A 24,868-nucleotide genomic window follows, 5' to 3' on the forward strand; every position below is an offset into this window, starting at 1 on the left:
ATGTTCCGGGCATGCGCCCCTTCCTCGCCATGGTGACGGCCGTCCTCGTCGCGGCCACGGTCGCCGTTGCCCCGACGGCCTCGGCTGCTGACAGCACCGTCGGTGGACCGGGCGCCGGCGACCCCTACTTCCCGCGTCACGGCAACGGTGGCTACGACGTCCGCCACTACCGGATCAACGCGGCGTACGACGCGCCTCGCGCACGGCTGAAGGGGACGACCCGGATCCGCGCGGTCGCTTTCAAGCGGCTGACCCGCTTCAACCTCGACCTGCTTCTCGATGCCTCGTCGGTGCGCGTCGATGGACGGAAGGCACGACTGACCCAGCGCGGTCGCGAGCTCGTCGTCACGCCCGCTCGCGCGATCCGCAAGGGCGCGCGGTTCGTCGTGACGGTGCGCTACGCAGGGCGGCCGGCGTCGGTGCGCGAGAAGGGGGTCACCCCCTTCCTGACGACCAAGAGCGGCGCCGTTGCCGTCGGCCAGCCCCAGGTCGCGCCGTGGTGGTTCGCGAGCAACGACCACCCGAGCGACAAGGCGACGTTCGACATCCGGCTGCGCGCGCCTCGCGGCCAGCAGGCGCTGAGCGTCGGACGCCTCGCCAGCCACCGCGCGGTTGCCGGTGGCAACCAGTGGCGCTGGGTCATGCGCAAGCCGATGGCGACCTACCTCGCGTTCGCGGCGTGGGGACGCTTCCGCATCGACCGTGGCAAGGTCAACGGCGTCCGCTACCTCTATGCGTACGACAAGGCGATGAGCCCGGCGCTGCGGCGACGCGCCATCCGCTCGCTGCGCGCGACGCCGCAGGTGACCGCGTTCCTCAGCCGCCACCTCGGCCCGTACCCGTACGCCGACCTCGGCGGTGTCGTCACCTCGGCACCGCTCGAGTTCGCGCTCGAGACGCAGGCGCGTCCGGTCTACGACTCCACCTTCTTCCGCCGTGCTTCGAGCCTCGACGCGCGGCGCAACACGTCGGTCGTCGCCCACGAGATCGCCCACCAGTGGTTCGGCAACTCCGTCTCCCTGCGTCGGTGGCGCGACATCTGGCTCAACGAGGGGCTCGCCACCTACATGGAGTGGATGTGGGACGAGTCGCGCGGGCTCGACGACGTCGAGACGGTCTTCGACTCCTGGTACTCGGTCAAGGGCGCATGGTTCTGGCGGCTCCCGATCGGCAAGCCCGGCCGCAACCACATCTTCGACTACGAGGTCTACGTGCGCGGCGCGATGACCGCCCACGCGTTGCGTGGCGAGATCGGCGACGCCGCGTTCTTCTCGCTGCTGCGGCGGTGGGTGAGCGAGCGCAAGGACGGTCACGGCACGACCGCCCAGTTCGTCGCACTCGCCGAGAAGGTCAGCGGTCAGCAGCTCGACACGTTGTTCGACGCCTGGCTCTACAGCGGCAAGCGTCCGGCACTCTGAGCTCCGGCCCGGCCTGCGCTCACATCGAGCGGGACGCGCAGGGTGTGCAGGGTCGTCGCAAGGCCGTCGTACTGGCACACCAGCAGGACGATCTCGACCAGCGCGCGCGGCGAGAACCGGGCGGCCAGCGCCTCCCACGTCACGTCGTCGACGTCGCGCGTGCGGACGAGCGCGTCGGCGGTGTCGAGGAGTACCCGGTCGTCCTCCGCCCACGGCCACCGGCCATCGGGATCGGTGGCCGCCGCGATCTCCTCGGCACGCAGGCCTGCGCGCGCGCCGAGACGCCTGTGGTGGTCCAGCTCGTACGCCGACTCCCGTAGCGCGGCGACCCGGAGGATCACCAGCTCGGCCTGACGGCGCGGGAGCGTCCCGAACGGCATGAGCCGTCCCGAGTAGTGCAGCCAGCCTCGGAAGAGGCCGCGCGTGCGACCCAGCACGGAGAACAGGTGGACATCGCGGACCCCGACGACGCGCGAGGCGACTCGGGCGAGCGTGGCATTCAGCAGACCGAGGTCGCGCCGACCCCCGGGTGAGACGCGAGGAGGAGACGTCATACGACGTCCTCGGGCTCGCGCCGTACGGCAGACCGCCCGGGTTGAGGTGTGGTCAGCGAGGCATCCTCGTGACGCGCGATGTCGAGCGCATGGCGTACGCGCGAACGACGCAGGGTGCGCTCGATCGCCCGCTGGACGGCCGAGCGGGCGGGCAGTGCCGCGCGGACGAAGCGCGGCGACATGACGACGCGGGAGCGTCGGGCGATCCCGCGCTCGAGGGCATCGATCGCGTGGTCGAGCGGAGCGACCCGGCCGAGCGGGGTGCCGCGGACGAGCCTGGTCGCCGCCTCGGTGCCGAACCCGCGGCTGGTCATGTCGGTGTCGAGCTCGCCGAAGTAGGCGACCCCCACGCGGGCACCGCTCGGTGCGAGCTCGATCCGCAGCGCGTCACCGAGCGCCTCCACCCCGGCCTTCGACGCGGAGTACGCGCCCATCAGCGGGAGGTGCACGGCCGCGGCGAGGGACGAGACGAGCAGGGCGTACCCGCGGTCGTGGCTCACGTGCGGCCCGGCGAAGCGCACGGTGTCGTACACGCCCGTGAGGTTCACCGCGAGGGTCCGGTCCCAGACGTACGGGTCGCCGCCGACGAGGGGCAGCTGCGCGGCGATGCCGGCGTTGGCGACGACGACATCCAGGCCGCCGAGCGCCGCGACCGCGGCGGTGACCGACTCCTCGAGCGCCGCCCGGTCGGTGACGTCGCACGCGAACCAGGGAGCGTCGCCCGCGCGTGCGGCGGTCGTGGCGAGCGCGTCCGGCTCGAGGCCGAGAAGGGCCACCTGCGCGCCGCGCTCGGCGAGGCGTACACCCAGCGCCGCTCCGATGCCGCGTGCGGCACCGGTCACGAGCACACGTCGGCCTGCGAGTCCGTCTGGGGTTGCCACGCGCACACTATGACGTGGGTGGCACCGCGGTGTCGAGGGCCGCCGTGGCGTCGAGCAGCGGAGCGACCCGCGGCGCCAGCTCCGTCTGGAGCGCGATGACGGTCGCGACGCGGACGATCGACGGCTCCGAGACGACCGCGTCCAGGACACGCTGGAGATCGGCGTTGGAGCGCGCGACGACGCGGCACCACAGGTCGCCGGCGCCGGTGATCGTGCACGCCTCGAGGACCTCGGGGATCGATGCGAGGTGGTCGGCGGCAGGTGGTCGTCCGGCACTCTGCACGACCTCCAGCGTGAGGAACGCGGTCACCGGGAACCCCAGCGCGGCGGGCGACACGGTCGGCGACCAGGAGGCGATCACACCGCGCTCGGCAAGACGGTCGAGCCGCGACTGGACGGTCGCACGGGCGACGCCGAGTCGCCGCGAGGCCTCGAGCACGCCGATCTTGGGCTCGTCGAGGAACAGGCGGACGATCTGGGCGTCGAGGTCGTCGATCGGGGCCACCCGGTCAGCATAGGGTGAGGTATGTCCAACGACGCGTTCGTGCAGGCACTGGTCGACGCGCTCGGTGAGGTCGTCGTGACGGACCCGGACCGGCTCGCCTCGTACCGCACCGACCGGGCGATGTTCTGCGACGCCGGCACGCCGTGCGCGGTCGTGCTGGCCCGCGAGACCGCCGACGTCGCCGAGGCGGTGCGAGTCGCAGCGGCGCACGGAGTCCCGGTCGTCGCGCAGGGGGCGCGCAGCGGGCTGTCCGGTGCGGCCAACGCCGTCGACGGGGGCCTCGTGATCGCACTCGAGCGGATGGACAGGGTCCTCGAGATCGATGCCGACGAGCGCCTCGTGGTCACGCAGCCCGGTGTCTTCAACGCTGACCTGTCGCGCGCCGTCGCGGAGCAGGGGCTGTTCTATCCGCCGGACCCCAGCTCGTGGGAGTTCTGCACGATCGGCGGCAACCTCGCGACCAACTCGGGCGGCCTGTGCTGCGTGAAGTACGGCGTGACCACGGACTACGTCCTCGCGCTCGAGGTCGTCCTCGCGTCGGGCGAGGTGCTGCGGACCGGACGCCGTACGGTCAAGGGCGTCGCCGGGTACGACCTGACGCGGCTCTTCGTCGGGTCGGAGGGCACGCTCGGCATCATCACCGAGGCGACGCTGCGGCTGCGGCCCGCCGCGCACCGTCCACGGACCCTCGCGGCGACGTTCGGCTCGGTCCACGACGCCGCCGAGGGGATCGCCGCGATCACCCGCTCGGCAGTGATCCCCAACCTGCTCGAGCTGATGGACGGGACCAGCCTGCACGCCGTGAACGACGCGTTCCACCTCGGCTTCGAGGAGGAGGTCGGCGCGCTCGTCCTCGCCCAGTCCGACGCGGCGGGGCTCGCGGGAGAGGAGGAGATCGCCGAGATCGCCGGCCACCTGCGCGGCGCGGGGGCGTACGACGTGGTGCTCGCCGCCGACGAGGCGGAGGCGGCGCTGCTGCTCACGGCGCGCCGCGAGGTCCTCACCGCGTTCGAGGCGATGGGCACGACGATGGTCGACGACGTCTGCGTGCCGCGCAACCGGATCGCGGACCTGGTCGACGGCGTCGAGGAGATCGCCGCGAAGCGCGAGGTGGTGGTCGGTGTGGTCGGCCACGCGGGAGACGGCAACTTCCACCCGTGCGTGATCTTCGATGCCGACGATCCGGACGAGGCCGCGCGTGCGCGCTCCGCCTTCGACGACATCATGGTGCTCGGTCTCGCGCTCGGCGGGACCATCACCGGCGAGCACGGCGTGGGCGTCCTCAAGCGCGAGCTGCTCGCGCGCGAGCTCGGCCCGGTGGGGATGGCAGTGCAGCGCGCGGTCAAGGACGCGCTCGATCCGCAGGGCCTCCTCAATCCGGGCAAGGTCCTCTAGTCTGACCGCCATGGCTGCGCCCCTGCCCCTGCGTACGCGCGTGTTCGCCGCGATCGAGCGGCTCGTCAACACGCCGATCGACCAAGCCTCGCGCGAGGAGATCCCGGCCCGCCGGACCAGGCGCGCAAAGCTGCTGGCGAGCCCGGTCGGCCGGCTGGTCGCCGGCGCGCCGCACCCGGACGCCCAGATCGCCGACCGGCTCGTCGAGATGGCTCCGGTGACGATCCCCGGAGTCGCGCCCGAGACCGAACCGGTGACGCTGCGGCTGCGCGTCTACCAGCCGCCGAGCCCCGGCCCGGAGCCGCTGCCGGTCGTCGTCCTCTTTCACGGTGGCGGCTGGGTGCTCGGAGATCCGGAGCAGGACGAGTGGCTCGCGACCCACCTGGCCGTGATGACGCCGTGCCTCGTGGTCTCCGTCGCGTACCGGCTCGCACCCGAGCACCCCTACCCGGCCGCGGTGCTCGACGCCTGGGCCGCGCTCCAGTGGGTCGCCGAGCACGCCGGTGAGCTCGGCGGAGACCCTGCGGCACTGATCGTCGCCGGGGACAGCGCGGGCGGCAACCTCGCGGCCGTCGTCGCCGCCATCGCGGTGGAGGAGGGCGGGCCGCGCCCCGTCGCACAGGTGCTCGTCTACCCGGCGGTCGAGATGGAGGCCGTCCTGCCCTCGGAGGTCGAGTTCGCCGACGCGCCGGTGCTCACGTCGCGGGGGATGCGGGCGTTCGTCCGGCTCTACCTCGACGGCGCCGACCCGTACGCGCCGACGGCGGCGCCGCTGCACGGGTCCCTCGCAGGGGCGCGGGTGCCGGCGCTGATCCAGATCGCGGGGCACGACCCGCTGCGCGACAACGGGGTCGCCTATGCCGAGGCGCTGGAGGGCAAGGGCGGCACGGTGACGCTGACCGACTACGCCGACACCGTCCACGGGTTCGTGAGCCTGCCAGGAGCGTCGCCGTCAGCCACGCGGGCACGGGACGAGATCGTCGCGTTCGTCCGTGCGGCCACGGGCGGCTAGGCCTAGGAGCACCATGACCGGGTCCCTGCCGTACATCGACGAGCACGCCCGCGTCGTCGCCGCCCCGCGCAGCGTCGTGTGGGCGGCGCTGGAGCAGTACGCGACCCACGACCTCGCCGAGGCTGCGAGCCCGCTGATCTCGCGGATCCTCGGGACCGATCCGCCGGGCGGGTTCGACGTCGACGAGCGCATCCCTGGCGAACGACTCGCCCTCACGGGCCGTCACCACTTCTCCCGCTATCGCCTGGTCTTTGCGCTCGAGGACGCGGCCGGGGGAGCGACGCGGCTGAGCGCCCGGTCGTACGCGGCGTTCCCGGGGCCGCACGGTGCGGCGTACCGGTTGCTCGTCATCGGCACGCGCTTCCACGTCGTCGCCACGACGCGGATGCTGCGCACGGTGCGGCGCCGTGCGACCCGAGGCACGAGCTAGGGGAGCAGCGCGAGGGTGCGCAGGTCGGCGAGCGTCGCGTCCACGTCGTCGGACGCGACCCCGGCGAACCATCGTCGGGCGGACTGCAGGCCGGCTTCGCCGATGATCCCGAGGTCAGCCACGACGCGCTCGGGGTCGGCGATCGTCAGGCGCTCAGCGATGTCGGTGGCGTTCGCGCCGTCGAGGCTGGCGCGCGTCGCGAGAAGGATGTTCAGCACCCCGTGGCGTACGCGGCTGGTGTCGGGCTCGCGCCACGCGACCGCATGCGCGAGATCACCTGCGCACGAGAAGGCCACCTCGCGGTCGAGCGCGTCGCCGATCGCGCCGGCGAGGGTCTCGGGAGAGGGTGTGTCGTCCGCGTCGGCGCCGCCGGTGCGCAGGAGCAGGTGGAGGTCCTCCATGGCGAGCGTGTCGAGCGCGTGCTGCCAGCGTGACGAGCCTTCCGTACGCGCGTAGAGCGGCAGGCTCACATCGACCCGGACCTCGTCGAGAAGCCCCTCGGCGTCAAGCTGGGACACCATCGCCGCCACCCGGTGTGCGCCGCGCGTGAGGTCGTCGAGGTCGCGGACCGCGGCGACCAGGCCCCGCAGCCGGATCCCCGGCTGCCGCACCGCCCAACGGACGGCAGGCTCGATCGCACCGGCGCCGCCGGTGACCGTGACGACCACGTCCAGCGGGTCGGTGCCGAGGGAGTCGACCACCCCTTGGACCGACGGGAGCGCGGTGTCCGAGACCACGAGAGGGCCGAGGACGTCGACGACGTCACCCGCGGCCGTACGACGTGCGACGTGCGCAGCGATGACGTCGGTCAAGGGCGGCGCACCCTCGACGAGCGAGGCGGCGTCGGAGGCGAGATCGACCAGGAACGGAGCACTCACCCCTTGAATCTAGTGCAGACATCGGCGCCCGCAGCCAGTAGCGTCTGGCTATGGCGCGCACTGATCCGTCTCCGCCCCGAGGTCGCGACCGCTTCCGCCGTGACGCCTGGCCTCGCGTCATCGCCACCCTCGACCCCGTCGACGACTTCGAGCGGATCTCGGTCATCAACGCCCGGTACGAGTTCCCGTGGGACATCCAGCAGGCGTTGAGCTTCGCGCTGTTCCGGACGTTCGCGGTGCCGTCGATCGGGGTGCTGCTGCACGAGACCCACGAGTTCACCGCACGCACCCAGAAGCGGCACGACGACACCGTGCTCGTGCTCGATGCGGTGATCGAGCACGGGCTCGAGTCGCCGGGCGGCCGCGGCGCCGTCCGCCGCATGAACAAGATGCACGGGTCGTACGACATCAGCAACGACGACATGCGCTACGTGCTGGCGACGTTCGTCGTCACGCCGGTGCGATGGATCGCCGACTATGGGTGGCGCGAGCTCAGCCGCGCCGAGGTCGAGGCCTCGACACGTTCGTACACGCGGATGGGCGAGCTGATGGGCATCAAGGACATCCCGGCCTCGTACGAGGAGTTCGAGACGCTGCTCGACGACTACGAGCGCAAGAACTTCGCGTTCGACGCGCGCTCACGCGAGGTCGCCGACGCGACGCTCGACCTGCTGTGCTCGTACTACCCCAAGGTGCTGCGTCGCGGGGTCGAGGTCTTCTCGCGGGCGATCATGGACGACCACGTGCGTGAGGCCTTCGGTTATGCGACGCCGCCTCGCGCGGTGGTCGCGCTCTCGAGGGGCGCGCTCAAGCTGCGTGGCCGGTTGCTGCGGCTCGCGCCGCCACGGTCGAAGCCGTCGCGTCCCGAGGACCGCGGGGTCGTGCGGACGTACCTGCCCGGCGGCTACCGGATCGAGGATCTCGGCACGCATGTCGAGTGAGCTCAGCACGTACGAGCTCGCCCTCGAGTGGTGGCGCAAGCAGCGCTGGTACGGCCGGGCGACGCGCCCGCTGAACCGCGCGCGGCTCACGGTGGAGCTGGCGCGCAGGCGTGCGTACGCCCGAGGAGTCGTGTACGGCGAGGCGCTCGAGATGCTGCGCGACGGGCGCCTCGAGGTCGGGCCGCAGGTGTTCCTCGAGCCGGGCGTCTGGATCACCGGGGGCCCGGACGCGCGGATCGTGATCGGCGAGGGGACGTTCCTCAATCTCGGAGTCATGGTCGCGGCGTCGCAGCGTGTCGAGATCGGGGCGCACTGCATGATCGCGAACGGGTGCCTGATCACGGACTCGGCGCACCGGTTCGACGATCCCGGGGTGCCCGTGCCGTGGCAGGGCTTCACGTCGAAGGGGCCGACGGTGATCGGCGACAACTGCTGGCTCGGCGCCAACGTCGTCGTGACGAGCGGTGTGACGATCGGCGAGCGGTGCGTGATCGGCGCGAACTCCGTCGTCACGCGGGACGTGCCGGCGTTCTCGGTCGCCGCGGGTGCCCCGGCGCAGGTCGTGCGGACGATCTCGTACGACTGAGCGCGGAGCGGTCAGGCGAGGATGACGCCCGCCGCGTCGAGGTCGGCGCGGGTCTTGGCGAGGTTGGCCTCGGACACCGGAGCCGTGAGATCCATGAGCACAGTCGTCGCGAAGCCGTTCGCTGCCGCGTCGAGGGCGGTCGCCCGTACGCAGTAGTCGGTCGCGATCCCGACGACGTCGACCGCGTCCACGCCGCGGTCGCGCAGCCACGCGTCGAGAGCGTCCTCGGACCCGGTGGCCGTGCCCTCGAAACCGGAGTAGGCCGCGTCGAACTGCCCCTTTTCGAAGACCGCCGCGAACATGTCCTCGCGGAGCGGCTCGTGGAGCTGGTTGCCCTCCGTGCCGACGACGCAGTGCGGCGGCCACGAGTCGACGAAGTCGGGAGCCTCGCTGAAGTGCGTCCCGGGATCGATGTGGTGGTCCTTGGTCGCGACGACGATGTCGTACCCGCCGTCGGCGACGAGCTTCGCGATCCGCTCGGCGACGTCGGCGCCCCCGGCGACGGCGAGCGAGCCGCCCTCGCAGAAGTCCTTTTGCACGTCCACCACGACCAGTGCCTTGCTCATCGTGCTCCCTCGCTCGCCGTGCCCTCGAAGACAGTCGGGATCGCAGGCTCCCCCCGCGACAGCTGCCGCGCCTGCAAGGGTAGCTCGGCCAGCGAGGCGCGGAGCCGGTCACGGGCCACGTCGAGCGGCTCGTCGTGGACCCGCTCGCCGTCACGGACGAGCGGCACCAGCAGCGGGCGGTCGTTGTGGTCGCCCTCGGGGGCCTCGCCGATGCCGATGACCTCCGCCGTCGCTGTGCCGCGGTCGTCGAGTCGACGCAGGACGTACTTGCGGCCGCCGATCGAGATCTTGTCCTTGCTGGCCTTCGCGACCGACACCATGGTCGCGTCCGCGCCGAGACCGTCGGCCCGCGCGACGAGCTTGTAGACGAAGCCGCACGTGGGGTGTCCGGAGCCGGTGACCAACGATGTGCCGACCCCGTACCCGTCGACCGGCGCCGCGGCGAGTCCGGCGATCGCGTACTCGTCGAGGTCGCTGGTCACGACGATCTTCGTCGCCGTCGCGCCGAGGTCGTCGAGCTGGCGCCGGACCTGCTTGGCCAGCAGCGGCAGGTCGCCGGAGTCGAGGCGTACGGCGCCCAGGTCGGTGCCCGCGACCTCGATGCCGAGGCGTACCGCCTCCGCGACGTCGTACGTGTCCACCAGCAGCGTCGTGCCGACGCCCAGCGACTCGACCTGGGAGGTGAAGGCGTCGCGCTCGGTGTCGTGCAGCAGCGTGAACGAGTGCGCCGACGTCCCCGTGGTCGGGATCGCATAACGGCGCCCGGCCGCAAGGTTGGACGTCGTCGAGAATCCGCCGACGTACGCGGCGCGGGCCGAGGCGATCGCGGCACTCTCGTGGGTGCGCCGCGAGCCCATCTCGATGCACGGGCGGTCGCCGGCGGCCACGATCATGCGCGCCGCCGCCGAGGCGATCGCCGAGTCGTGATTGAGGATCGAGAGCAGCACCGTCTCGAGAACCACGGCTTCGCCGAAGGTGCCCTCGACGACGAGGACGGGGGACTGCGGGAAGTAGGTCTCGCCTTCGGCGTACCCCCACACGTCGCCGCTGAACCGGTAGTCGGCCAGCCACGCGAGTGTCGGCTCGTCCACGACGGACGTCTCGCGGAGGAACGCGAGGTCGTCGTCGGTGAACCGGAACGCCTCGATCGCGTCGAGGATCCGTCCGATCCCTGCGACCACGCCGTAGCGCCGCCCGTCGGGCAGCCGGCGTGCGAACAGCTCGAACACCGAGCGCCGCTCAGCGGTGCCGTCGGCGAGCGCTGCCTGGAGCATCGTCAGCTCGTAGTGGTCCGTGAGCAAGGCGGTGGAGGTCACGGCGTCAGCGTAGTGCGGCTCCTAGCGGCGCACGCGGAAGCGCGTGGTCGCGTACGGGCCGGCGCCCTTGGCATTGACCGCCCGGACGTGGACCGTGAGCCTGCCCGTACGGAGCTTGCTGCGCTTGACGATCAGCCTCCGCGTGGAGGCGGAGACGGTACGGGCAAGAAGGGCCTTCTTGCCCTTCTTGATCACCACGCGGTAGCGCAGGACGCGCGTCCCGCCGCTGCGCGCGGGTGCCTTCCAGCGGACGGTGCGCTTCTTCGCGGTCGTCTTGCCGGTGACCTTCAGCGCGCGCGGCTTCGACGGCGCGGTCGTACGGGGCGGCGGTGCAGGTGGACGCGGGACTGGCGGGGCAGCGAGGGCCGGGAGACGGAGGACCTTGCCCGTCGCGGTGTCGTTGGCAACCCACAGGCGCCCCGCAGCGTCGAATGCAAGGTCCGACGGGTAGTCGATCTGCGTCGCGGCACCGCTGATGACGAAGACGGGCGCGGCGTTGCCGTTCGCTCCAGGGGCGAAGACCCGGACGGAGTCGTCCGTTCCGTTGGCGACGTAGATCCGGCCGTACCGGTCGACGGCCACGCCGCCCACCTCCTCGAGGCCGGTCGCTGGTCCCGAGATCGTCCGCGACGGCGTCGCGGGGCCGCTCGCACCCGCGGTGAAGACCTTGACGTACGGAGCAGCCGGGTTGCCACCGCTGACATAGAGCGACGTGCCGTGCACCGCCACGCCGAGGGGAGCCGAGGTGCTGAGCGTCCGCAGCCGGGTGGTGGAGCCGACCTCCAGGCGGACGACTTCGTCAGTGCCTCCGCTGGTCACCCACAAGCCGGTCGGCGACGTCGTCGCGAGGTCGTTCGGTGCGGAGATCAGCGTCGCCGCGCCGATCGCCGACTGCATGACGAACCCGTTCCCGCTTGCCGGGACGGCGTACGTCCGGATCGCGTTGTCGTTGTACGCCGCCATGTGGAGTCGGCCGTCCGTCCCGACGACGATGCCGGCGGGCTTCGTCAGGAAGCTCATCCCGGGAGACGTCGAGTCGAGGACCGCGCCGGGGGCGGTGTCGCCCGCGGCGTCGGCGGCGAAGACCCGTACTGACCCCAGCGTCGACCCGCTGAGGAAGTTGCTGACGAAGATCCGTCCGTCCGGACCGATCGCGAGGCCGACCGGACGTTGCAGGCCCGTCAACGGCCCTGAGATGACCCGGTCGGGGGCCGGGGCGATCGTGGCGGCCGGCCGTACGGCCGGGTCGCCGGCCGTGGCGGGCGAGGGGATGACTGCGAGGGCGCCAGCGACCAGGGCGGCAGCGGCGGTGGCCGCGAGGGCTCTTCTCATGTGCCGCATCACAGCAGGGCAGCAGGGCCAGGCGATCGGGGTTTGCACGTGCGCCACAATGGTGCAGGTGAGCACGCCAGCGCCGATCGAGCTCGACGAGCCGGAGACCGACGAGGTCACCGAGCTCGACCGACCGTGGGTCACCATCGTCTGGAACGACCCGGTCAACCTGATGTCGTACGTGGCCTACGTGTTCAAGAACTACTTCGGCTACTCCGACGCCAAGGCGCACGAGCTGATGATGAAGGTGCACAACGACGGCAGGGCCGTGGTCTCGTCCGGCCCGCGCGAAGAGATGGAGCGGCACGTGCAGGCGATGCACGAGTACGGCCTGTGGGCGACCCTCCAGCGGGAGGACGCGTGAAGGCGTTCGAGCGGCGCAAGCGCGGCCGGATCCGGGCAGAGTTCGAGCCGGCCGAGGCGGCGCTCCTCATCAACCTGCTCGGTCAGATCATCGAGCTGCTGCGCGACCGCAACGGGCCTGAGGAGTCGTCGATCGACCCGCTGTTCGGCCAGCTCGGCACGACCGGCTCGTCGTTGCCGCCGGAGGACCCGGTGCTGCGCCGCCTGCTGCCCGACGCCTACCGCGACGACGACGAGGCGGCCGGTGACTTCCGTCGCTTCACCGAGCGGGGCCTGTCCACCGTGAAGGTCGAGAACGCGCAGGCTGTGGTGGCCTCGCTGGTCGCGGGTGGCTTCGATCTCGAGGACCCCGAGAGCTCCGAGGACCCGGTCGAGGTCGAGCTCGGCGACCGTGCTGCGCAGTCGTGGATGCGGGCGCTGACCGACATCCGGCTGGCGCTCGCCGTCAGGCTCGGGATCGAGTCCGAGGAGGACGCCGAGGCCGCTGCCGAGAGCGACGACCAGGCGGTGTCCGTCGTCGTCGACATCTACGACTGGCTGGGCTTCGTGCAGGAGTCGCTTGTCAGCGCGCTGGACTGACGACGTGGCCGGTGACCGTACGCGCTGGTGCGTGGTCACGTTTGTCGAGTCTGAACCTGCGCCGGAGGAGTTCGGCCGCGACGCCTGGCCGTTGCACGTCACGTGGGTCCCGCCCTTCGACGCCGCCGAGGACGACGTCGTCGGAGCGCTGAGCGGTGTGCTCGCCGGCCGCCCGCCGATCGATACCCGCGCTGTCGCCGACACCTGGTTCGGACGGCGCCGCGAGGTCCGCGTCGCCGAGCTGGCCCGCGTGGACGAGATCGACGCCCTGCACCGCGCGATGCTCGCCGCGCTCGACGATGTCGGCGTCGACGTCCGGGCGATGCGGCACGTCGGCGACCGGTTCCGACCCCACGTGTCCGAGCAGCGCGGGCGCGGTGTGGAGATCGGCGCGCCCGTACGGCTCGAGGACGTCTCGCTGGTCGCGATGCGCCCGGACGGCGATGCACGGCGACGACGGGTCGTACGGACCTGGCCGCTCGGTGGCCCTGCGACACCCTGACGTGCACTGTCCCACACGCTCGGCTTCCCGCATGGTGGATGCCGGGCGTCCGCCATTCGGGACCGCGTACCCTGTGAGGCATGCTGACCATCGACCAGGCGACCTACGACGCGATCATCGCGCACGCCCGTCGGGACCATCCCGACGAGGCCTGCGGCGTGGTCGCGGGGGCCGTCGGATCCGATCTGCCGACGCGCTTCGCGCCGATGGTCAACGCGGCGATGTCGCCCACGTTCTACGAGTTCGACTCGACCGACCTGCTGCGGCTCTACCAGGAGATGGACGACAACGACGAGGAGCCCGTCGTCGTCTACCACTCGCACACCGCGACCGAGGCCTACCCATCCCGTACGGACGTCAACCTCGCCGGTGAGCCCGGGGCCCACTACGTCCTCGTGTCGACCCGTGACGGCGCACACGAGTCCGGCCCCGTCGAGTTCCGGTCGTACCGGATCGTCGACGGTGAGGTCACCGAGGAAGAAGTCAAGGTCGTTGAACGTTACGACGACGTAAGCACCCGTTCGAAGGAAGCAGACGTCTGATGGCCATCGAGGTCCGAGTCCCCACCATTCTCCGCACCTACACCGACGGCGAGAAGAAGGTGTCCGCCGCCGGTGACTCGGTCAGCGCGCTGATCGAGGACCTGGAGGCGAACCACTCCGGCATCAAGGACCGGCTGGTCGAGGACGGCCAGCCGCGTCGCTTCGTCAACATCTATGTCAACGACGAGGACATCCGGTTCTCCGGCGGCCTCGAGACGCCGCTGTCCGATGGCGACGTCGTCGTGATCCTGCCCGCGGTCGCGGGCGGTTCGCGCTGACCGGCGCCCCGTACGCACGTTGACCTCATGCGCTTCGACAACCTGATCGACTCCGTCGGCAACACCCCGCTCGTGGGGCTGCCGAGGTTGTCGCCGACCCCTGAGGTCCGGATCTGGGCCAAGCTCGAGGACCGCAACCCGACCGGCTCCATCAAGGACCGTGCCGCGCTCGCGATGATCGAGCGCGCCGAGGCTGAGGGCGTGCTGCGGCCGGGGTGCACGATCCTCGAGCCGACGTCCGGCAACACCGGCATCTCGCTGGCGATGGTCGCCAAGCTGCGCGGCTACCGCATGGTGTGCGTCATGCCGGAGAACACGTCCGAGGAGCGGCGCCAGATCCTGCGGATGTGGGGCGCGGAGATCGTCTCGTCGCCCGCGGCGGGCGGCTCCAACGAGGCCGTCCGCGTCGCGAAGCGCGTCGCCGAGGAGCATCCCGACTGGGTGATGCTCTATCAGTACGGCAACGCCGCCAACGCCGACGCGCACTACCGCGGCACGGGGCCCGAGATCCTGGCCGACCTGCCCGAGGTGACGCACTTCGTCGGGGGGCTCGGCACGACCGGCACGCTGATGGGCGTCGGGCGGTTCTTCCGCGAGGCCAAGCCCGAGGTGCGCATCGTCGCCGCCGAGCCTCGCTACGGCGAGCTCGTGTACGGGCTGCGCAACCTCGACGAGGGGTTCGTGCCCGAGCTGTACGACCCGCAGTACATCGACGCCCGCTTCTCTGTCGGCCCGCGCGACGCCGTCCGGCGCGTGCGTGAGCTGCTCGAGGCCGAGGGCGTCTTCGCCGGCATCTCGACCGGCGCGATCCTGCACGCCGCGCTTGCCCAGGCCTCGAAGGCCGTCAAGGCGGGGGCATCGGCCGACATCGCGTTCGTCGTCGCGGACGGTGGCTGGAAGTACCTCTCGACCGGCGCGTACGAAGGCACGATCGACGAGGCCGAGGAGCGCCTCGAGGGCCAGCTCTGGGCGTAGGCCCTCCACTTTCCGTTGGCCCCAACGAAGAAGTGTTGCCCCACCGCACATGCGCGGTGGGGCCTGCACTCTTCCTTGGGGCCAACGGAAAATGGGAGGGGCGGGACCATCGCTCAGGTCGGGTAGCCCTCGAACGGGCCCGTCGCCCCGTCGACCAGCTCGCGGAGGATGTCCGCGTGGCCGGCGTGGCGGGCGTACTCCTCGACCATGTGGATCAACACCCATCGCAGCGAGACCGTCGGGCCGTACCAGGCCGTGCCGGTGTCGGTGAGGTCCAGGTCGTGGATCACCTCGTCGGCGGCCTTGCGCGCCATCGCGAAGTAGGCGAGCACGCCCTCGGTCGTCTCCCACGGCTCGATGCGCCAGTCGGCGTCCCAGTCGTCCTCGTCGGCCGGGACCTCGAGCGACTCGCGGCCGAACGTCGAGCAGAACCAGGCGTAGTCGACGGACGCCAGGTGCTTGACCATCCCGAGGAGCGTCGTGCCTGACGGCACGATGGGCCGCCGCAGGTCGTCGTCGGACAACCCGTCGATCTTCCACAAGATGGCGTCGCGGTGCCGGTCGAGAGCCACGTACAGGCTCTCCTTCTCGTCTCCGGTGAAAGGAACTCGTCTCATGGAGGGACTGTAGGGGAGCGTGGTGTGGACACGCCGCTCGTTCCTCGCGGCTGCTCGACCAGCCGGTGGGTGACGCGACGCGCCGTGTGGCCTGGACCGCAATGTGTTTCGTGCGTGTGAATCGCCCACTAGGCTCGCTCGGGTGAACGACGCGCCCATCGGCATCTTCGACTCCGGCTTCGGCGGTCTCACCGTCGCTCGTGCCGTGATCGACCAGCTGCCGAACGAGGCGGTCCTCTATCTCGGCGACACAGCCCGGCAGCCGTACGGGCCGCAGCCGATCGGTGACGTCCGCGAGTACGCCCTCGAGTGCCTCGACCACCTCGTCACCCAGGGCGTGAAGGCGCTGGTCATCGCGTGCAACTCGGCGAGTGCCGCCGTGCTCCGCGACGCCCGCGAACGCTACGACGTGCCGGTCGTCGAGGTGATCGTGCCCGCGACTCGACGTGCGGTCGCGGCCACCCGCAACCACCATGTCGGCGTGATCTGCACGCGCGCGACAAAGGCCTCGATGGCCTACGAGGATGCGTTCGCCGCCAACCCGACCGTCCAGCTGACCGTCGAGGCGTGCCCACGCTTCGTCGAGTTCGTCGAGGCAGGGGTGACGTCCGGGCCCGAGCTGCTGGAGGTCGCCCACGAATACCTCGCGCCGCTGCAGGCCGCCGGCGTGGACACGCTCGTGCTCGGCTGCACTCACTATCCGCTGCTGACCGGCGTGATCTCGTACGTGATGGGAGACGACGTGACGCTGGTGTCGAGCGCCGACGAGACCGCCAAGGACGTGTACGCGCTGCTGGTGCGCCACGAGCTCGAGCGCACCACGGACACGCTGCCCGAGCACCGCTTCCTCACGACGGGCCAGCCGGAGCAGTTCCGTACGCTCGGCCGTCGCTTCCTCGGCCCCGAGATCGAGCAGGTCGACCAGTTCTCCTCGATGGGCATCACCGCGTGGGTGGGCGCATGAGGCTCACGATCATCGGGTGCGCAGGCTCCTACCCAGGGCCCGACTCCGCCGCCAGCTGCTATCTCGTCGAGGCGCCGTACGAGGGCCGTACCTACCGGCTCGTCGTGGATCTCGGCAATGGTGCGCTCGGTGTCCTGCAGCAGTACGCCGCGATCGAGGACCTCGACGCGATCGCGGTCTCGCACCTGCACCCGGACCACTACATGGACATCTGCGGGATGTACGTCTACCGCAAGTACGTCCCTGGTGGCCCGCTCCCACGCATCCCCCTGTGGGGCCCCGAAGGGAGTGCGCAGCGGTTCGCCGAGGCGTACGACCTCCCGCGCGATCCCGGCATGACCGAGGAGCTCGACGTCTTCGCGTGGACCGACGGCGAGCCGGTGACGCTGGGCCCGTTCACAGTGACGCCGACACTGGTCGACCACCCTGTCGAGTCGTATGCGCTGCGGATCGAGACCGAAGGGCGGGTTCTCGTCTACTCGGGCGACACCGGCCCGACGCCGGCGCTCGCGGACGCGGCCCGTGATGCCGACGTCTTCCTCTGCGAGGCTTCGTTCGTCGACGCCGGGGGCAACCCACCCCATCTCCATCTCTCGGGGACGGACGCCGGCGTCGCGGCGACGGAGGCCGGTGTCGGTCGTCTGCTGCTCACCCACGTGCCGACCTGGACCGACCACGACGTCGTCGCCTCAGAGGCCAAGGCCGCGTTCGCCGGGCAGAGCGAGCTCGTGGTCCCGGGCAACGTCTACGAGGTGTGACGCAGGCCCGTACGGCCACCGCGTTAGGCTCGCGGGCATGACTTCCCGCGAGGACGGCCGCGCCGTCGACGAGCTGCGTCCGGTCACTATCACCCGCAACTGGCTCGACCACGCCGAGGGATCGGTGCTGGTCGAGTTCGGACGTACGCGGGTGCTGTGCGCCGCGAGCGTGACCGAGGGGGTGCCGCGCTGGCGTCGTGACTCCGGCCTCGGCTGGGTGACGGCCGAGTATGCGATGCTGCCGCGCGCGACCCACACCCGGTCCGACCGCGAGTCCGTGAAGGGCCGCATCGGCGGTCGTACGCACGAGATCTCGCGCCTGATCGGGCGCTCGCTGCGTGCCGTGATCGACTACAAGGCGCTCGGCGAGAACACGATCGTCATCGACTGCGACGTCCTCCAGGCCGACGGCGGCACCCGCACGGCAGCGATCACCGGCGCGTACGTCGCCCTGGCGGACGCCGTCTCCTACCTGCGGGGGCGCGGCTCGCTGGTGGCGGAGCCGCTCACCGGGTCGGTCTCTGCGGTGTCGGTGGGGATCATCGACGGCACCCCGATGCTCGACCTCCCGTACACCGAGGACGTCCGCGCCGAGACGGACATGAACGTCGTGATGACCGGCTCGGGCGCATTCGTCGAGGTCCAGGGGACCGCTGAGGGCGCGCCGTTCGACCGTGTGGAGCTCGACGCGCTGCTGGCGCTCGCCGAGAAGGGCTGCGCCGATCTCACGGCGATCCAGGCGGCCGCGCTCGGTGGGGGCGCGGCGTGAGCGAGGCGGGGCGCCGGGTCGTCCTGGCGAGCCACAACACGGGCAAGCTCGCCGAGCTGCGCCGCATCCTGGAGCCCGAGCTCCCGGGCATCGAGGTGCTGGGGCTGGGCGACATCGGTGACTTCGCCGAGCCGGTAGAGGACCAGCCGACCTTCGAGGGCAACGCGCTGCTCAAGGCGCGTGCCGCGGCGAAGGCGACCGGCCTGCCGTCGCTGGCCGACGACTCCGGTCTGTGCGTGGACGCCCTCAACGGCATGCCGGGCGTGCTCTCGGCTCGCTGGGGCGGTCGACCCAAGTCTGATGCGCGCAACAACGCGCTGCTGCTCGACCAGCTGGCCGACGTGCCGGACGAGCGCCGCGGCGCGGAGTTCCGGTGCGCGATGGCGCTCACGATGCCGAGCGGGGCGGAGGTCGTCGAGATCGGCATCATGCGCGGCCGGATCCAGCGCGAGGCGACCGGTGACGGGGGCTTCGGGTACGACCCGCTGTTCGCGGCCGACGGCTACGACGTGTCGACCGCCGAGCTGACCCCCGCGGACAAGGACGCGATCAGCCACCGGGGCAACGCACTGCGCGCGATGGTCCCGCACCTCGTCGCGCTGCTGGCCTGAGGCCGCTGTGCGTACGCTGCTGCCGCTCCTGCGCATCGCCGCCCTCATCGCGTGGGCAGTGGCGTTCGTCGCGACGTGGCGTGCGCTGAGCTCCACCGGGATGCCCGACCCCGAGGGGATGAGTGCGGACGCGCTCTGGTGGTACACGAACCAGGACGACATCCGTCAGGTCGGCCTCGTCATCCTCGGCGCCGCGCTCGTGACGATGTTCGTTCCGGCGATGCTGGTGACGCTCGGGGGAGCGTTCATGGTGGCCGCGTACGCATGGATCGTCGGTGAGTCGAGCCCCGGTCTCGAGCAGGCGGGTGCGTGGTGGATCTTCGCGGCGGCGCTGGTCGTGATCGCGCTCGTACGCCGGGTCGTACGGCCGCGTCGCCGTCCCGCCGCCGTGGCGTCCTAGACGCCTTCGGCGCTGTGCTTGACGAGCTACACGCCTCCGGCGCTGTGCTTGACGAGCTACACGCCTCCGGCGTAGGCCTGCTGGCGCCACGCCTCGTACACGACGATCGCCGTCGAGTTGGCGAGGTTGAGCGAGCGACGTGCCGGCTGCATCGGGATCCGCAGCCGATCGGTCACGCGCCGGTCGGCGAGGACGTGCTCGGGCAGCCCCGTCGGCTCCGGCCCGAAGAGGAACACGTCGCCGGGCTCGTACGCGATGTCCGCGTACGAGGTCGTGGCGCTGGTCGTGAACGCGAACACGCGGACCGGGTCGAGCGCCTTGAACGCGGCCTCGAGGTCGGCGTGGACCGAGACGTCCGCCAGGTCGTGGTAGTCCAGTCCGGCCCGCTTGAGCTTGGCGTCGGACAGGTCGAACCCCAGAGGCTCCACAAGATGCAGCTGGGCGCCGGTCGCGGCCGCCAAGCGGATCGCATTGCCCGTGTTGGGCGGGATCCGCGGCTCGTAGTAGAGGATTCGGAACATCGTCCGAGGCTATCGCGGCTGCCCTGGGGCACCGATCGGGCGGATACTCAAAGCGTGACCACCTCCATGGACTTCGTCCGCGCGGACCCGCGCGGCCCGTTCGCGGGGGCGGTCACCTCGATGGTCGGATACCGGCAGAGCGGGGTCACGCAGCGCCTGCACCGTGGGCTGCCGTCTCCGTACCTCACGCTCGTCGTCGCCCTCGACACCCCGGTGGTTGTGGGCGAGCGAGAGGGCGACGAGGCGCCGGTCGCCGCGTACGACATGCTCGGTCCGCTCTCGACGCGGCCGGCGTACATCGCCCAGCCGGACACCCAGGAGGGCGTGCAGCTCGCGGTGCACCCGTTTGCGGCGCGTTGGCTGTTCGGCGCGCCCGCGAGTCGCCTCCCCGGTCTCGCGCTCGACCTCGGCGATGTCCTCGGCCCGTCGGCACCGGCGCTGCGCCGGCGGGTCGGGGACGTGGACGACTGGTCGACCCGGTTCGGAATGGTCCGTGACTTCCTGGCCGTACGTGCCCGTACGGCCAGCGGCGCGGCGGCGTCCCGGCCGCGGCCCGAGGTGGTCGAGGGGTGGCGCTGGATCGTGGCCCACGGAGGCAACGGACGGATCGACGACCTCGCCGCGCACGTCGCGCTGAGCCCGCGGCGGTTGCGGGCGGTCTTCGTGGAGGAGCTCGGCTTCGGTCCGAAAGTGCTCGGACGGCTGGTGCGCTTCGACCGCGCGGTCGCCATGGTGCGGGACCAGGTCGCCCAGCCGGGGGAGGAGACGCTCAGCGACGTCGCGGCGCGTGCGGGATACGCCGACCATGCGCACCTCGTCCACGAGTTCCAGGCGATGGCGGGGACGTCGCCGACGGGCTGGCTGGCCGAAGAGCGCCGAAACATCCAAGCCGGAGGGCACGGTGCCGCGACAGGGTGAGGCCATGAGCACTGAACAGCAGACCACGGACCAGACCACCAAGACCACGACGCCGGCACCGACCGTGTGGCCCGCCCTCGCGGCCCGCGATGCGCTCGGCATGATCGACTTCCTGGAGCGGGCGTTCGGCTTCCGCCGGGTGGTCGTGATCGCCGACGGCGACCGCGTCCAGCACGCCGAGCTGGCCTGGCCCGAGGGCGGCGGGATCATGATGGGCTCGGAGAAGACCGAGGGCCACTGGCAGCAGAAGGCCGGCACCTTCGGTGCGTACGTCGTGTGCTCCGACCCGGACGCGCTCTACGAGCGGGCGAAGGCGGCCGGCGCCACGATCGTCATGGAGCTGACGACGACTGACTACGGAAGCCGGGACTTCATCGCGGCCGATCCCGAGGGCAACTCCTGGTCGTTCGGGACCTACCGCGGCGAGCCGCACTGACGATCTGGCAGACGTCAACGCGGTCTATCGGTGCCACGAGATGACTCTGAGGGACCGCGTTCCGGGGATCATCTGTCCTGCCAGGAGCCCCGTCGACCCTGTGGCTGCCCCGCCGCTAGCGCCAGTCGGACCGCTGCCTCGTCGACGCGGCTGTACTGGGAGAGCTACGAGACCGTCGACGGATGGTTCCGGGGCCGAGCGACGCCTCAGCGACATCCGCTACTGGGGCACGCCGGAGAGGGGCGGCCACTTCGCGGCGTTCGAGCAGCCGGACATCTTCGTAGGGGAGCTTCGGGCATCCTTCGCGGCGATGCGCGAGGGTAGGTAGGAACGACGGGTGCCGGTGACAGGACTCGAACCTGCACGTCTCTCGACACAGGAACCTAAATCCTGCGTGTCTACCAGTTCCACCACACCGGCCCGTCGGACATTCTAGGGCTCAGGCGATGTCGAGCTGACGGATGAGCCGCTCGACGTGACCCGTCGCCTTGATGTTGTATTGCGCGACCTCGATCTTGCCCTCCTCGTCGACGACGAACGTCGAGCGGATGACACCCTCGATGACCTTGCCGTAGAGCTTCTTGTCGCCGTAGGCGCCCCAGGCGCGGAGCACCTCCTTGTCGGGGTCGGAGAGCAGCGTGATCTCCAGCCCCTCCTTCTCACGGAACGTCGCGAGCTTCTCGGTGTTGTCGGGCGAGATGCCCAGGACCGTGTAGCCCGACGAGTCGAACGTCTCGCGCTCGGCGGTGAAGTCGCAGGCCTCGCGCGTGCAGCCCGGGGTCATGGCCGCGGGATAGAAGTAGACGATGACCTTGCCGCCCCGGAGGTCGGAGAGCGTGACCTCTTTGCCGTGGTCGTCCACAAGCGTGAAGTCCGGGGCCTGATCACCTGGCTGCAGTCGTGTGGTCATGGCCCTATCCTTGCCTATCGGTAACGTGGACTCGACAGGTGACCGCAGCCCCTCGGGTCGGGCGGCGCCGCGACCGCGAAGACGCAGCGAGGAGACGACGTGGCGAACGACACCAGGCCAGAGGCCCCGACGACGATCACCGGGACGCCTGACCAGCTCGTCTCCCAGATCGACGAGGTCAGGAACCGGCTCGCGTCCAACGTCGACCAGCTCGTCGACCTCGCCAACCCCAAGAACGTGGCCCGTCGCCGCATTGCCGACGTCAAGGCGCGCTTCGTGACGCCGTCGGGTGAGCCTCGCCTCGAGAACATCCTGCCCGTCGCCGGCGCCGTCGTCGGTGTCCTCGGGCTCATCATCGTGATCCGCAAGATCGTGAGCAACTGAATGGCCGACGGGCTCCCCATCCGGATGCTCCACGACCGGCTCTTGGTGTCGATCGACCCCGAGTCCGGCGACCGGCGCTCGTCCGGCGGCATCGTCATCCCGGCGACTGCCGCGCTCGGCCGGCGTCTGGCGTGGGCGAGGGTCGAGGCGGTCGGCAGCAACGTCCGTACGGTCCAGGTCGGCGACAGCGTCCTGTTCGACCCGGACGACCGGGCCGAGGTCGAGGTGCGCGGCAAGGACTTCATCCTTCTCCGCGAGCGCGATCTGCACGCGGTGGCAGCAAAACGGATCGACGACGACCAGACCGGTCTCTACCTGTAGGGCACGGACCAGTACGGGGGGAGGGCCGATGGCGCGCGAGCAGGGTTTCCTCGCCCGCATCGGCGACGGCGGGGACGTCCGCAGCGGTGCACGGATGCCAGTGGCGCTGCGTGCACGTCTGCAATGGGTACGCACGCAGCTGACGGCGATCGTCCAGGTGTCGGTGGGTGCCGCGCTGGCGTGGGTGATCGCGCACGACATCATCGGCCACCAGCAACCGTTCTTCGCGCCGGTCGCGGCGATCCTCGTCGTCTATGCGGGGGTGGGTGGTCGTCGGCAGATCATGCTCGAGCTGTTCGTCGGCGTCTCGGTCGGCGTGCTCGTCGGCGAGACGCTGATCACGCTGATCGGCAGAGGCTGGTGGCAGATCGGCGTGATCGTCGCCCTCGCCTCGGTCTCGGCCACGTTCCTCGGGCTGCGCGGGTTGGCGCGCACCCAGGCGGCGACGTCGGCGAGCCTGCTGGCCGCGATCTTGCCGGTAACGGCGGGCAACCCGGCGGTCATCCGCTTCATCGACGCCGTGGTCGGCGGCCTCGTCGGACTCGCGATGGCGCTGCTCATCCCGGGCAACCCCGCGCGCCGCGCCAACCGCGAGATGCAGGCGGTGCTCCGTACGCTCGACCAGGCGCTGCGCGGCATCGAGCTTGCGCTGCGCCTCGAGGACGCTGGGCCCGCGTGGACGGCGCTGCAGCAGGTCCGCGGGCTCCAGCCGGCGATCGAGCGCCTCGCGACGACGGTCTCCGGGGCGGACGAGATCGCCCGTTACTCACCGCTGCGCTGGCGCCAGCGCAGCCATGTCGAGCGCTACGTCGTCGCGATCCGTGACGTCGACAACGCGGTCCGCGACGCCCGTGTGCTCGCACGCCGCGTCCATACGATGCTGCGCAAGGGAGAGCGGTCGTTCCCCGGGATGCCGGAGGCGGTGAGTCTCCTCCAGGAAGCGGTCGGCATCTTCGCCGACGACATCGCGGCGGCCGACGCGTACGACGAGGCACGCAGCAAGCTCGTCGAGGCGGCGCGGATGGCCACGGTGGCGCTTCCGGCTGCCGCCACGATCAACGACGCCGCCGTGGTCGCTCAGGTGCGTGCGCTCGCGTCGGACTTGCTCTATGCGACGGGCATGACGCAGGCGCAGGTCGACCGGGCGCTCGAGGTGCGCGAGTTGTAGGGGGCTAGTTGGCGGGCGACGGGAGGCCGAGCTTGCGGTTCTGGTGGCGCAACGCCTCGGCAGAAGCGCGCAGACCCTCGAGATCGGTGTCGTCGAGCGGGAGGACGGCCGGCCCCGCGGCGCCGTTCGTGCCGACCACGCAGGGGGCGGACAGGCAGACGTCGCTGATGCCGTACTGGCCGGTGAACAGCGTGGACACCGGCAGGAACCGGTGCTCGTCGCGCAGCACCGCCGACATGATGTCGGCCATCGCCAGACCGATCGCATAGTTGGTTGCGCCCTTCCCCTCGATCACGGTGTACGCCGAGTTGGCGACGGCGTCGCGGATCTCGCCGTACTCCGAGACCGGGATCGCGCGGCCTTCCACGTCGTACGAGGCCAGAGGCACGCCACCGACGTTCGCCGACGACCAGAGGACGATCTCGGTGTCTCCGTGCTCGCCGGCGACCAGCGCGTGCACGCTGCGCGTCGAGACGTGCAGCCGGCGTGAGAGCAGGTAGCGCAGGCGTGCCGTGTCGAGGACCGTCCCCGAGCCGAAGACGCGTCCGGGTGGGAGGTCGAGGAAGCCGACCGCCGCGTACGCCAGGACGTCGCACGGGTTCGTCACGATGAGGTAGATCGCGTCCGGCGCATGCTGGCGTACGGCGCCGAGCACGCTGCGGGTGATGCCGATGTTGACCTCCGCGAGGTCGAGGCGGGTCTGGCCCGGCTTCTGCCGCGCGCCGGCGGTCATGACGACGACGTCGGCGCCCGCGCATGCCGCCGGGTCGTCGCTGCCGACGATCGTCGCCGGCGGGGCGAACGCCGCCCCGTCGTTGAGGTCACCGGCCTGTGCCTGGACGAGCGCGGTCGCGATGTCGTACAGGACGATCTCGTCGGCGAGCCCCCGCAGAAGCGCGGCGTACGCGACGGTGCTCCCGACCGAGCCCGCGCCGCAGACCGCGATCTTGGTGCCTCGCCCCGGCTCCGCCATGCTCACGAGTCTGTCATCGGCCCTGCCGCTCTGCAGAGCGCAACGGGCCTCGCGGTACTACCGTC

General features: G+C 71.1%; 33 protein-coding genes and 1 tRNA gene. 22 read left to right on the forward strand and 12 right to left on the reverse strand.

The annotated features are described in order from the left end of the window. The first annotated feature begins 11 nt into the window (after window positions 1-11). Window positions 12-1,418, forward strand: a complete 1,407-nt coding sequence (locus ACFSDF_RS14700; RefSeq protein ID WP_167004660.1) for a M1 family metallopeptidase — start codon at window positions 12-14, stop codon at window positions 1,416-1,418. Here ACFSDF_RS14700 and ACFSDF_RS14705 read toward each other — a convergent pair. From ACFSDF_RS14705 to ACFSDF_RS14715, 3 genes are read right to left on the reverse strand one after another with little or no spacing between them, the layout of a single operon-like run. Beyond that, the gene (locus ACFSDF_RS14705; RefSeq protein WP_167004657.1) at window positions 1,391-1,972 is read right to left on the reverse strand and encodes a carboxymuconolactone decarboxylase family protein; all 582 of its coding nucleotides are present in this window, start codon (window positions 1,970-1,972) and stop codon (window positions 1,391-1,393) included. The genes ACFSDF_RS14700 and ACFSDF_RS14705 overlap by 28 nt on opposite strands. Then, on the reverse strand, window positions 1,969-2,853 hold the full coding sequence (locus ACFSDF_RS14710; RefSeq protein ID WP_208322394.1) for an SDR family NAD(P)-dependent oxidoreductase: 885 nt from the start codon (window positions 2,851-2,853) through the stop codon (window positions 1,969-1,971). The genes ACFSDF_RS14705 and ACFSDF_RS14710 overlap by 4 nt, the downstream gene beginning before the upstream one ends. A gap of 7 nt (window positions 2,854-2,860) precedes the next feature. Further along, window positions 2,861-3,358: an Lrp/AsnC family transcriptional regulator gene (locus tag ACFSDF_RS14715; RefSeq protein WP_243842999.1), complete on the reverse strand. Its 498-nt coding sequence runs from the start codon at window positions 3,356-3,358 to the stop codon at window positions 2,861-2,863. A gap of 21 nt (window positions 3,359-3,379) precedes the next feature. On the opposite strand from ACFSDF_RS14715, the gene ACFSDF_RS14720 reads away from it, so the two are divergent. Genes ACFSDF_RS14720 through ACFSDF_RS14730 form a run of 3 tightly spaced genes read left to right on the forward strand, consistent with a single transcriptional unit; the run spans window position 3,380 to window position 6,195 of the window. Continuing rightward, window positions 3,380-4,753: an FAD-binding oxidoreductase gene (locus ACFSDF_RS14720; RefSeq protein ID WP_167004654.1), complete on the forward strand. Its 1,374-nt coding sequence runs from the start codon at window positions 3,380-3,382 to the stop codon at window positions 4,751-4,753. A gap of 10 nt (window positions 4,754-4,763) precedes the next feature. Then, the gene (locus ACFSDF_RS14725) at window positions 4,764-5,765 is read left to right on the forward strand and encodes an alpha/beta hydrolase (protein WP_167004651.1); all 1,002 of its coding nucleotides are present in this window, start codon (window positions 4,764-4,766) and stop codon (window positions 5,763-5,765) included. 13 nt (window positions 5,766-5,778) lie between these two features. Further along, window positions 5,779-6,195 carry a hypothetical protein gene (locus tag ACFSDF_RS14730; protein ID WP_377158014.1) on the forward strand — a complete coding sequence of 139 codons (417 nt, stop codon included), beginning with the start codon at window positions 5,779-5,781 and terminating at the stop codon, window positions 6,193-6,195. On the opposite strand, the gene ACFSDF_RS14735 is transcribed toward ACFSDF_RS14730, so the two are convergent. Then, the gene (locus tag ACFSDF_RS14735) at window positions 6,192-7,073 is read right to left on the reverse strand and encodes a hypothetical protein (protein WP_167004646.1); all 882 of its coding nucleotides are present in this window, start codon (window positions 7,071-7,073) and stop codon (window positions 6,192-6,194) included. The genes ACFSDF_RS14730 and ACFSDF_RS14735 overlap by 4 nt on opposite strands. 50 nt (window positions 7,074-7,123) lie before the next feature. Here ACFSDF_RS14735 and ACFSDF_RS14740 point away from each other — a divergent pair, with 50 nt between their 5' ends. Both ACFSDF_RS14740 and ACFSDF_RS14745 read left to right on the forward strand, forming a co-directional pair. Then, window positions 7,124-8,014: an oxygenase MpaB family protein gene (locus ACFSDF_RS14740; protein ID WP_167004642.1), complete on the forward strand. Its 891-nt coding sequence runs from the start codon at window positions 7,124-7,126 to the stop codon at window positions 8,012-8,014. After that, window positions 8,004-8,600 carry an acyltransferase gene (locus tag ACFSDF_RS14745; protein ID WP_167004639.1) on the forward strand — a complete coding sequence of 199 codons (597 nt, stop codon included), beginning with the start codon at window positions 8,004-8,006 and terminating at the stop codon, window positions 8,598-8,600. Before ACFSDF_RS14740 ends, ACFSDF_RS14745 begins: the two co-directional genes overlap by 11 nt. A gap of 11 nt (window positions 8,601-8,611) precedes the next feature. Here ACFSDF_RS14745 and ACFSDF_RS14750 read toward each other — a convergent pair whose 3' ends face one another. From ACFSDF_RS14750 to ACFSDF_RS14760, 3 genes are read right to left on the reverse strand one after another with little or no spacing between them, the layout of a single operon-like run. Then, window positions 8,612-9,166: an isochorismatase family protein gene (locus tag ACFSDF_RS14750; RefSeq protein ID WP_167004636.1), complete on the reverse strand. Its 555-nt coding sequence runs from the start codon at window positions 9,164-9,166 to the stop codon at window positions 8,612-8,614. Beyond that, complete coding sequence (locus ACFSDF_RS14755; protein ID WP_255490664.1) at window positions 9,163-10,482, reverse strand: nicotinate phosphoribosyltransferase; 1,320 nt, start codon at window positions 10,480-10,482, stop codon at window positions 9,163-9,165. The genes ACFSDF_RS14750 and ACFSDF_RS14755 overlap by 4 nt, the downstream gene beginning before the upstream one ends. Before the next feature lie 21 nt (window positions 10,483-10,503). After that, window positions 10,504-11,814 (reverse strand): fibronectin type III domain-containing protein, encoded by a 1,311-nt coding sequence (locus ACFSDF_RS14760; protein WP_167004633.1) that lies wholly within the window; start codon window positions 11,812-11,814, stop codon window positions 10,504-10,506. A gap of 58 nt (window positions 11,815-11,872) precedes the next feature. Between ACFSDF_RS14760 and clpS the strand changes: the two genes are divergently transcribed. From clpS to ACFSDF_RS14790, 6 genes are all read left to right on the forward strand, one after another. Further along, complete coding sequence (clpS, locus tag ACFSDF_RS14765; protein ID WP_167005016.1) at window positions 11,873-12,178, forward strand: ATP-dependent Clp protease adapter ClpS; 306 nt, start codon at window positions 11,873-11,875, stop codon at window positions 12,176-12,178. Next, window positions 12,175-12,756, forward strand: a complete 582-nt coding sequence (locus ACFSDF_RS14770) for a DUF2017 domain-containing protein (protein ID WP_167004630.1) — start codon at window positions 12,175-12,177, stop codon at window positions 12,754-12,756. Before clpS ends, ACFSDF_RS14770 begins: the two co-directional genes overlap by 4 nt. A 31-nt stretch (window positions 12,757-12,787) precedes the next feature. Beyond that, entirely contained in the window at window positions 12,788-13,258 is a 471-nt protein-coding gene (locus tag ACFSDF_RS14775; RefSeq protein WP_167004627.1) for a 2'-5' RNA ligase family protein, read from the forward strand. A gap of 80 nt (window positions 13,259-13,338) precedes the next feature. After that, window positions 13,339-13,800 carry a M67 family metallopeptidase gene (locus ACFSDF_RS14780; protein WP_167004624.1) on the forward strand — a complete coding sequence of 154 codons (462 nt, stop codon included), beginning with the start codon at window positions 13,339-13,341 and terminating at the stop codon, window positions 13,798-13,800. Continuing rightward, the gene (locus tag ACFSDF_RS14785) at window positions 13,800-14,078 is read left to right on the forward strand and encodes a MoaD/ThiS family protein (RefSeq protein WP_167004621.1); all 279 of its coding nucleotides are present in this window, start codon (window positions 13,800-13,802) and stop codon (window positions 14,076-14,078) included. The genes ACFSDF_RS14780 and ACFSDF_RS14785 overlap by 1 nt, the downstream gene beginning before the upstream one ends. 27 nt (window positions 14,079-14,105) lie before the next feature. Next, on the forward strand, window positions 14,106-15,053 hold the full coding sequence (locus ACFSDF_RS14790; protein WP_167004618.1) for a PLP-dependent cysteine synthase family protein: 948 nt from the start codon (window positions 14,106-14,108) through the stop codon (window positions 15,051-15,053). Window positions 15,054-15,166: 113 nt separating this feature from the next. On the opposite strand, the gene ACFSDF_RS14795 is transcribed toward ACFSDF_RS14790, so the two are convergent. Continuing rightward, the gene (locus tag ACFSDF_RS14795; protein WP_167004616.1) at window positions 15,167-15,670 is read right to left on the reverse strand and encodes a DinB family protein; all 504 of its coding nucleotides are present in this window, start codon (window positions 15,668-15,670) and stop codon (window positions 15,167-15,169) included. 142 nt (window positions 15,671-15,812) lie between these two features. Between ACFSDF_RS14795 and murI the strand changes: the two genes are divergently transcribed. Genes murI through ACFSDF_RS14820 form a run of 5 tightly spaced genes read left to right on the forward strand, consistent with a single transcriptional unit; the run spans window position 15,813 to window position 19,172 of the window. After that, window positions 15,813-16,634 carry a glutamate racemase gene (murI, locus tag ACFSDF_RS14800; protein WP_377158019.1) on the forward strand — a complete coding sequence of 274 codons (822 nt, stop codon included), beginning with the start codon at window positions 15,813-15,815 and terminating at the stop codon, window positions 16,632-16,634. Further along, window positions 16,631-17,392, forward strand: a complete 762-nt coding sequence (locus tag ACFSDF_RS14805; protein ID WP_377158021.1) for an MBL fold metallo-hydrolase — start codon at window positions 16,631-16,633, stop codon at window positions 17,390-17,392. The genes murI and ACFSDF_RS14805 overlap by 4 nt, the downstream gene beginning before the upstream one ends. Before the next feature lie 37 nt (window positions 17,393-17,429). Continuing rightward, window positions 17,430-18,161: a ribonuclease PH gene (gene rph, locus ACFSDF_RS14810; protein WP_167004606.1), complete on the forward strand. Its 732-nt coding sequence runs from the start codon at window positions 17,430-17,432 to the stop codon at window positions 18,159-18,161. Continuing rightward, complete coding sequence (gene rdgB / locus ACFSDF_RS14815; protein WP_167004603.1) at window positions 18,158-18,772, forward strand: RdgB/HAM1 family non-canonical purine NTP pyrophosphatase; 615 nt, start codon at window positions 18,158-18,160, stop codon at window positions 18,770-18,772. The genes rph and rdgB overlap by 4 nt, the downstream gene beginning before the upstream one ends. Before the next feature lie 7 nt (window positions 18,773-18,779). Continuing rightward, window positions 18,780-19,172, forward strand: coding sequence for a hypothetical protein (locus tag ACFSDF_RS14820; RefSeq protein ID WP_167004600.1), 393 nt, complete (start codon window positions 18,780-18,782; stop codon window positions 19,170-19,172). A gap of 56 nt (window positions 19,173-19,228) precedes the next feature. On the opposite strand, the gene ACFSDF_RS14825 is transcribed toward ACFSDF_RS14820, so the two are convergent. Beyond that, window positions 19,229-19,693, reverse strand: coding sequence for a tRNA (cytidine(34)-2'-O)-methyltransferase (locus ACFSDF_RS14825; RefSeq protein ID WP_377158023.1), 465 nt, complete (start codon window positions 19,691-19,693; stop codon window positions 19,229-19,231). A gap of 54 nt (window positions 19,694-19,747) precedes the next feature. Here ACFSDF_RS14825 and ACFSDF_RS14830 point away from each other — a divergent pair, with 54 nt between their 5' ends. Beyond that, entirely contained in the window at window positions 19,748-20,611 is an 864-nt protein-coding gene (locus ACFSDF_RS14830) for a helix-turn-helix domain-containing protein (protein ID WP_377158025.1), read from the forward strand. Window positions 20,612-20,615: 4 nt separating this feature from the next. Further along, the gene (locus tag ACFSDF_RS14835; protein ID WP_377158027.1) at window positions 20,616-21,047 is read left to right on the forward strand and encodes a VOC family protein; all 432 of its coding nucleotides are present in this window, start codon (window positions 20,616-20,618) and stop codon (window positions 21,045-21,047) included. A 338-nt stretch (window positions 21,048-21,385) separates the two neighbouring features. Here ACFSDF_RS14835 and ACFSDF_RS14840 read toward each other — a convergent pair. Both ACFSDF_RS14840 and bcp read right to left on the reverse strand, forming a co-directional pair. Next, window positions 21,386-21,467: transfer RNA gene (locus ACFSDF_RS14840), tRNA-Leu, on the reverse strand. 19 nt (window positions 21,468-21,486) lie between these two features. Continuing rightward, the gene (bcp, locus tag ACFSDF_RS14845; RefSeq protein ID WP_377158029.1) at window positions 21,487-21,957 is read right to left on the reverse strand and encodes a thioredoxin-dependent thiol peroxidase; all 471 of its coding nucleotides are present in this window, start codon (window positions 21,955-21,957) and stop codon (window positions 21,487-21,489) included. 99 nt (window positions 21,958-22,056) lie between these two features. Between bcp and ACFSDF_RS14850 the strand changes: the two genes are divergently transcribed. The 3 genes from ACFSDF_RS14850 to ACFSDF_RS14860 are packed head-to-tail and all read left to right on the forward strand — an operon-like array spanning window position 22,057 to window position 23,830. After that, window positions 22,057-22,341, forward strand: a complete 285-nt coding sequence (locus ACFSDF_RS14850) for a DUF3618 domain-containing protein (protein ID WP_167004585.1) — start codon at window positions 22,057-22,059, stop codon at window positions 22,339-22,341. Beyond that, on the forward strand, window positions 22,342-22,662 hold the full coding sequence (locus ACFSDF_RS14855) for a GroES family chaperonin (protein WP_167004582.1): 321 nt from the start codon (window positions 22,342-22,344) through the stop codon (window positions 22,660-22,662). It abuts the gene before it with no gap. A 28-nt stretch (window positions 22,663-22,690) separates the two neighbouring features. Continuing rightward, window positions 22,691-23,830, forward strand: a complete 1,140-nt coding sequence (locus tag ACFSDF_RS14860; protein ID WP_377158031.1) for an FUSC family protein — start codon at window positions 22,691-22,693, stop codon at window positions 23,828-23,830. A 4-nt stretch (window positions 23,831-23,834) separates the two neighbouring features. On the opposite strand, the gene ACFSDF_RS14865 is transcribed toward ACFSDF_RS14860, so the two are convergent. Further along, window positions 23,835-24,803 (reverse strand): L-lactate dehydrogenase, encoded by a 969-nt coding sequence (locus tag ACFSDF_RS14865; RefSeq protein WP_377158033.1) that lies wholly within the window; start codon window positions 24,801-24,803, stop codon window positions 23,835-23,837. Between the last annotated feature and the right edge of the window lie 65 nt (window positions 24,804-24,868).

This window comes from Mumia zhuanghuii, assembly GCF_042681565.1.
Taxonomy (GTDB): domain Bacteria; phylum Actinomycetota; class Actinomycetes; order Propionibacteriales; family Nocardioidaceae; genus Mumia.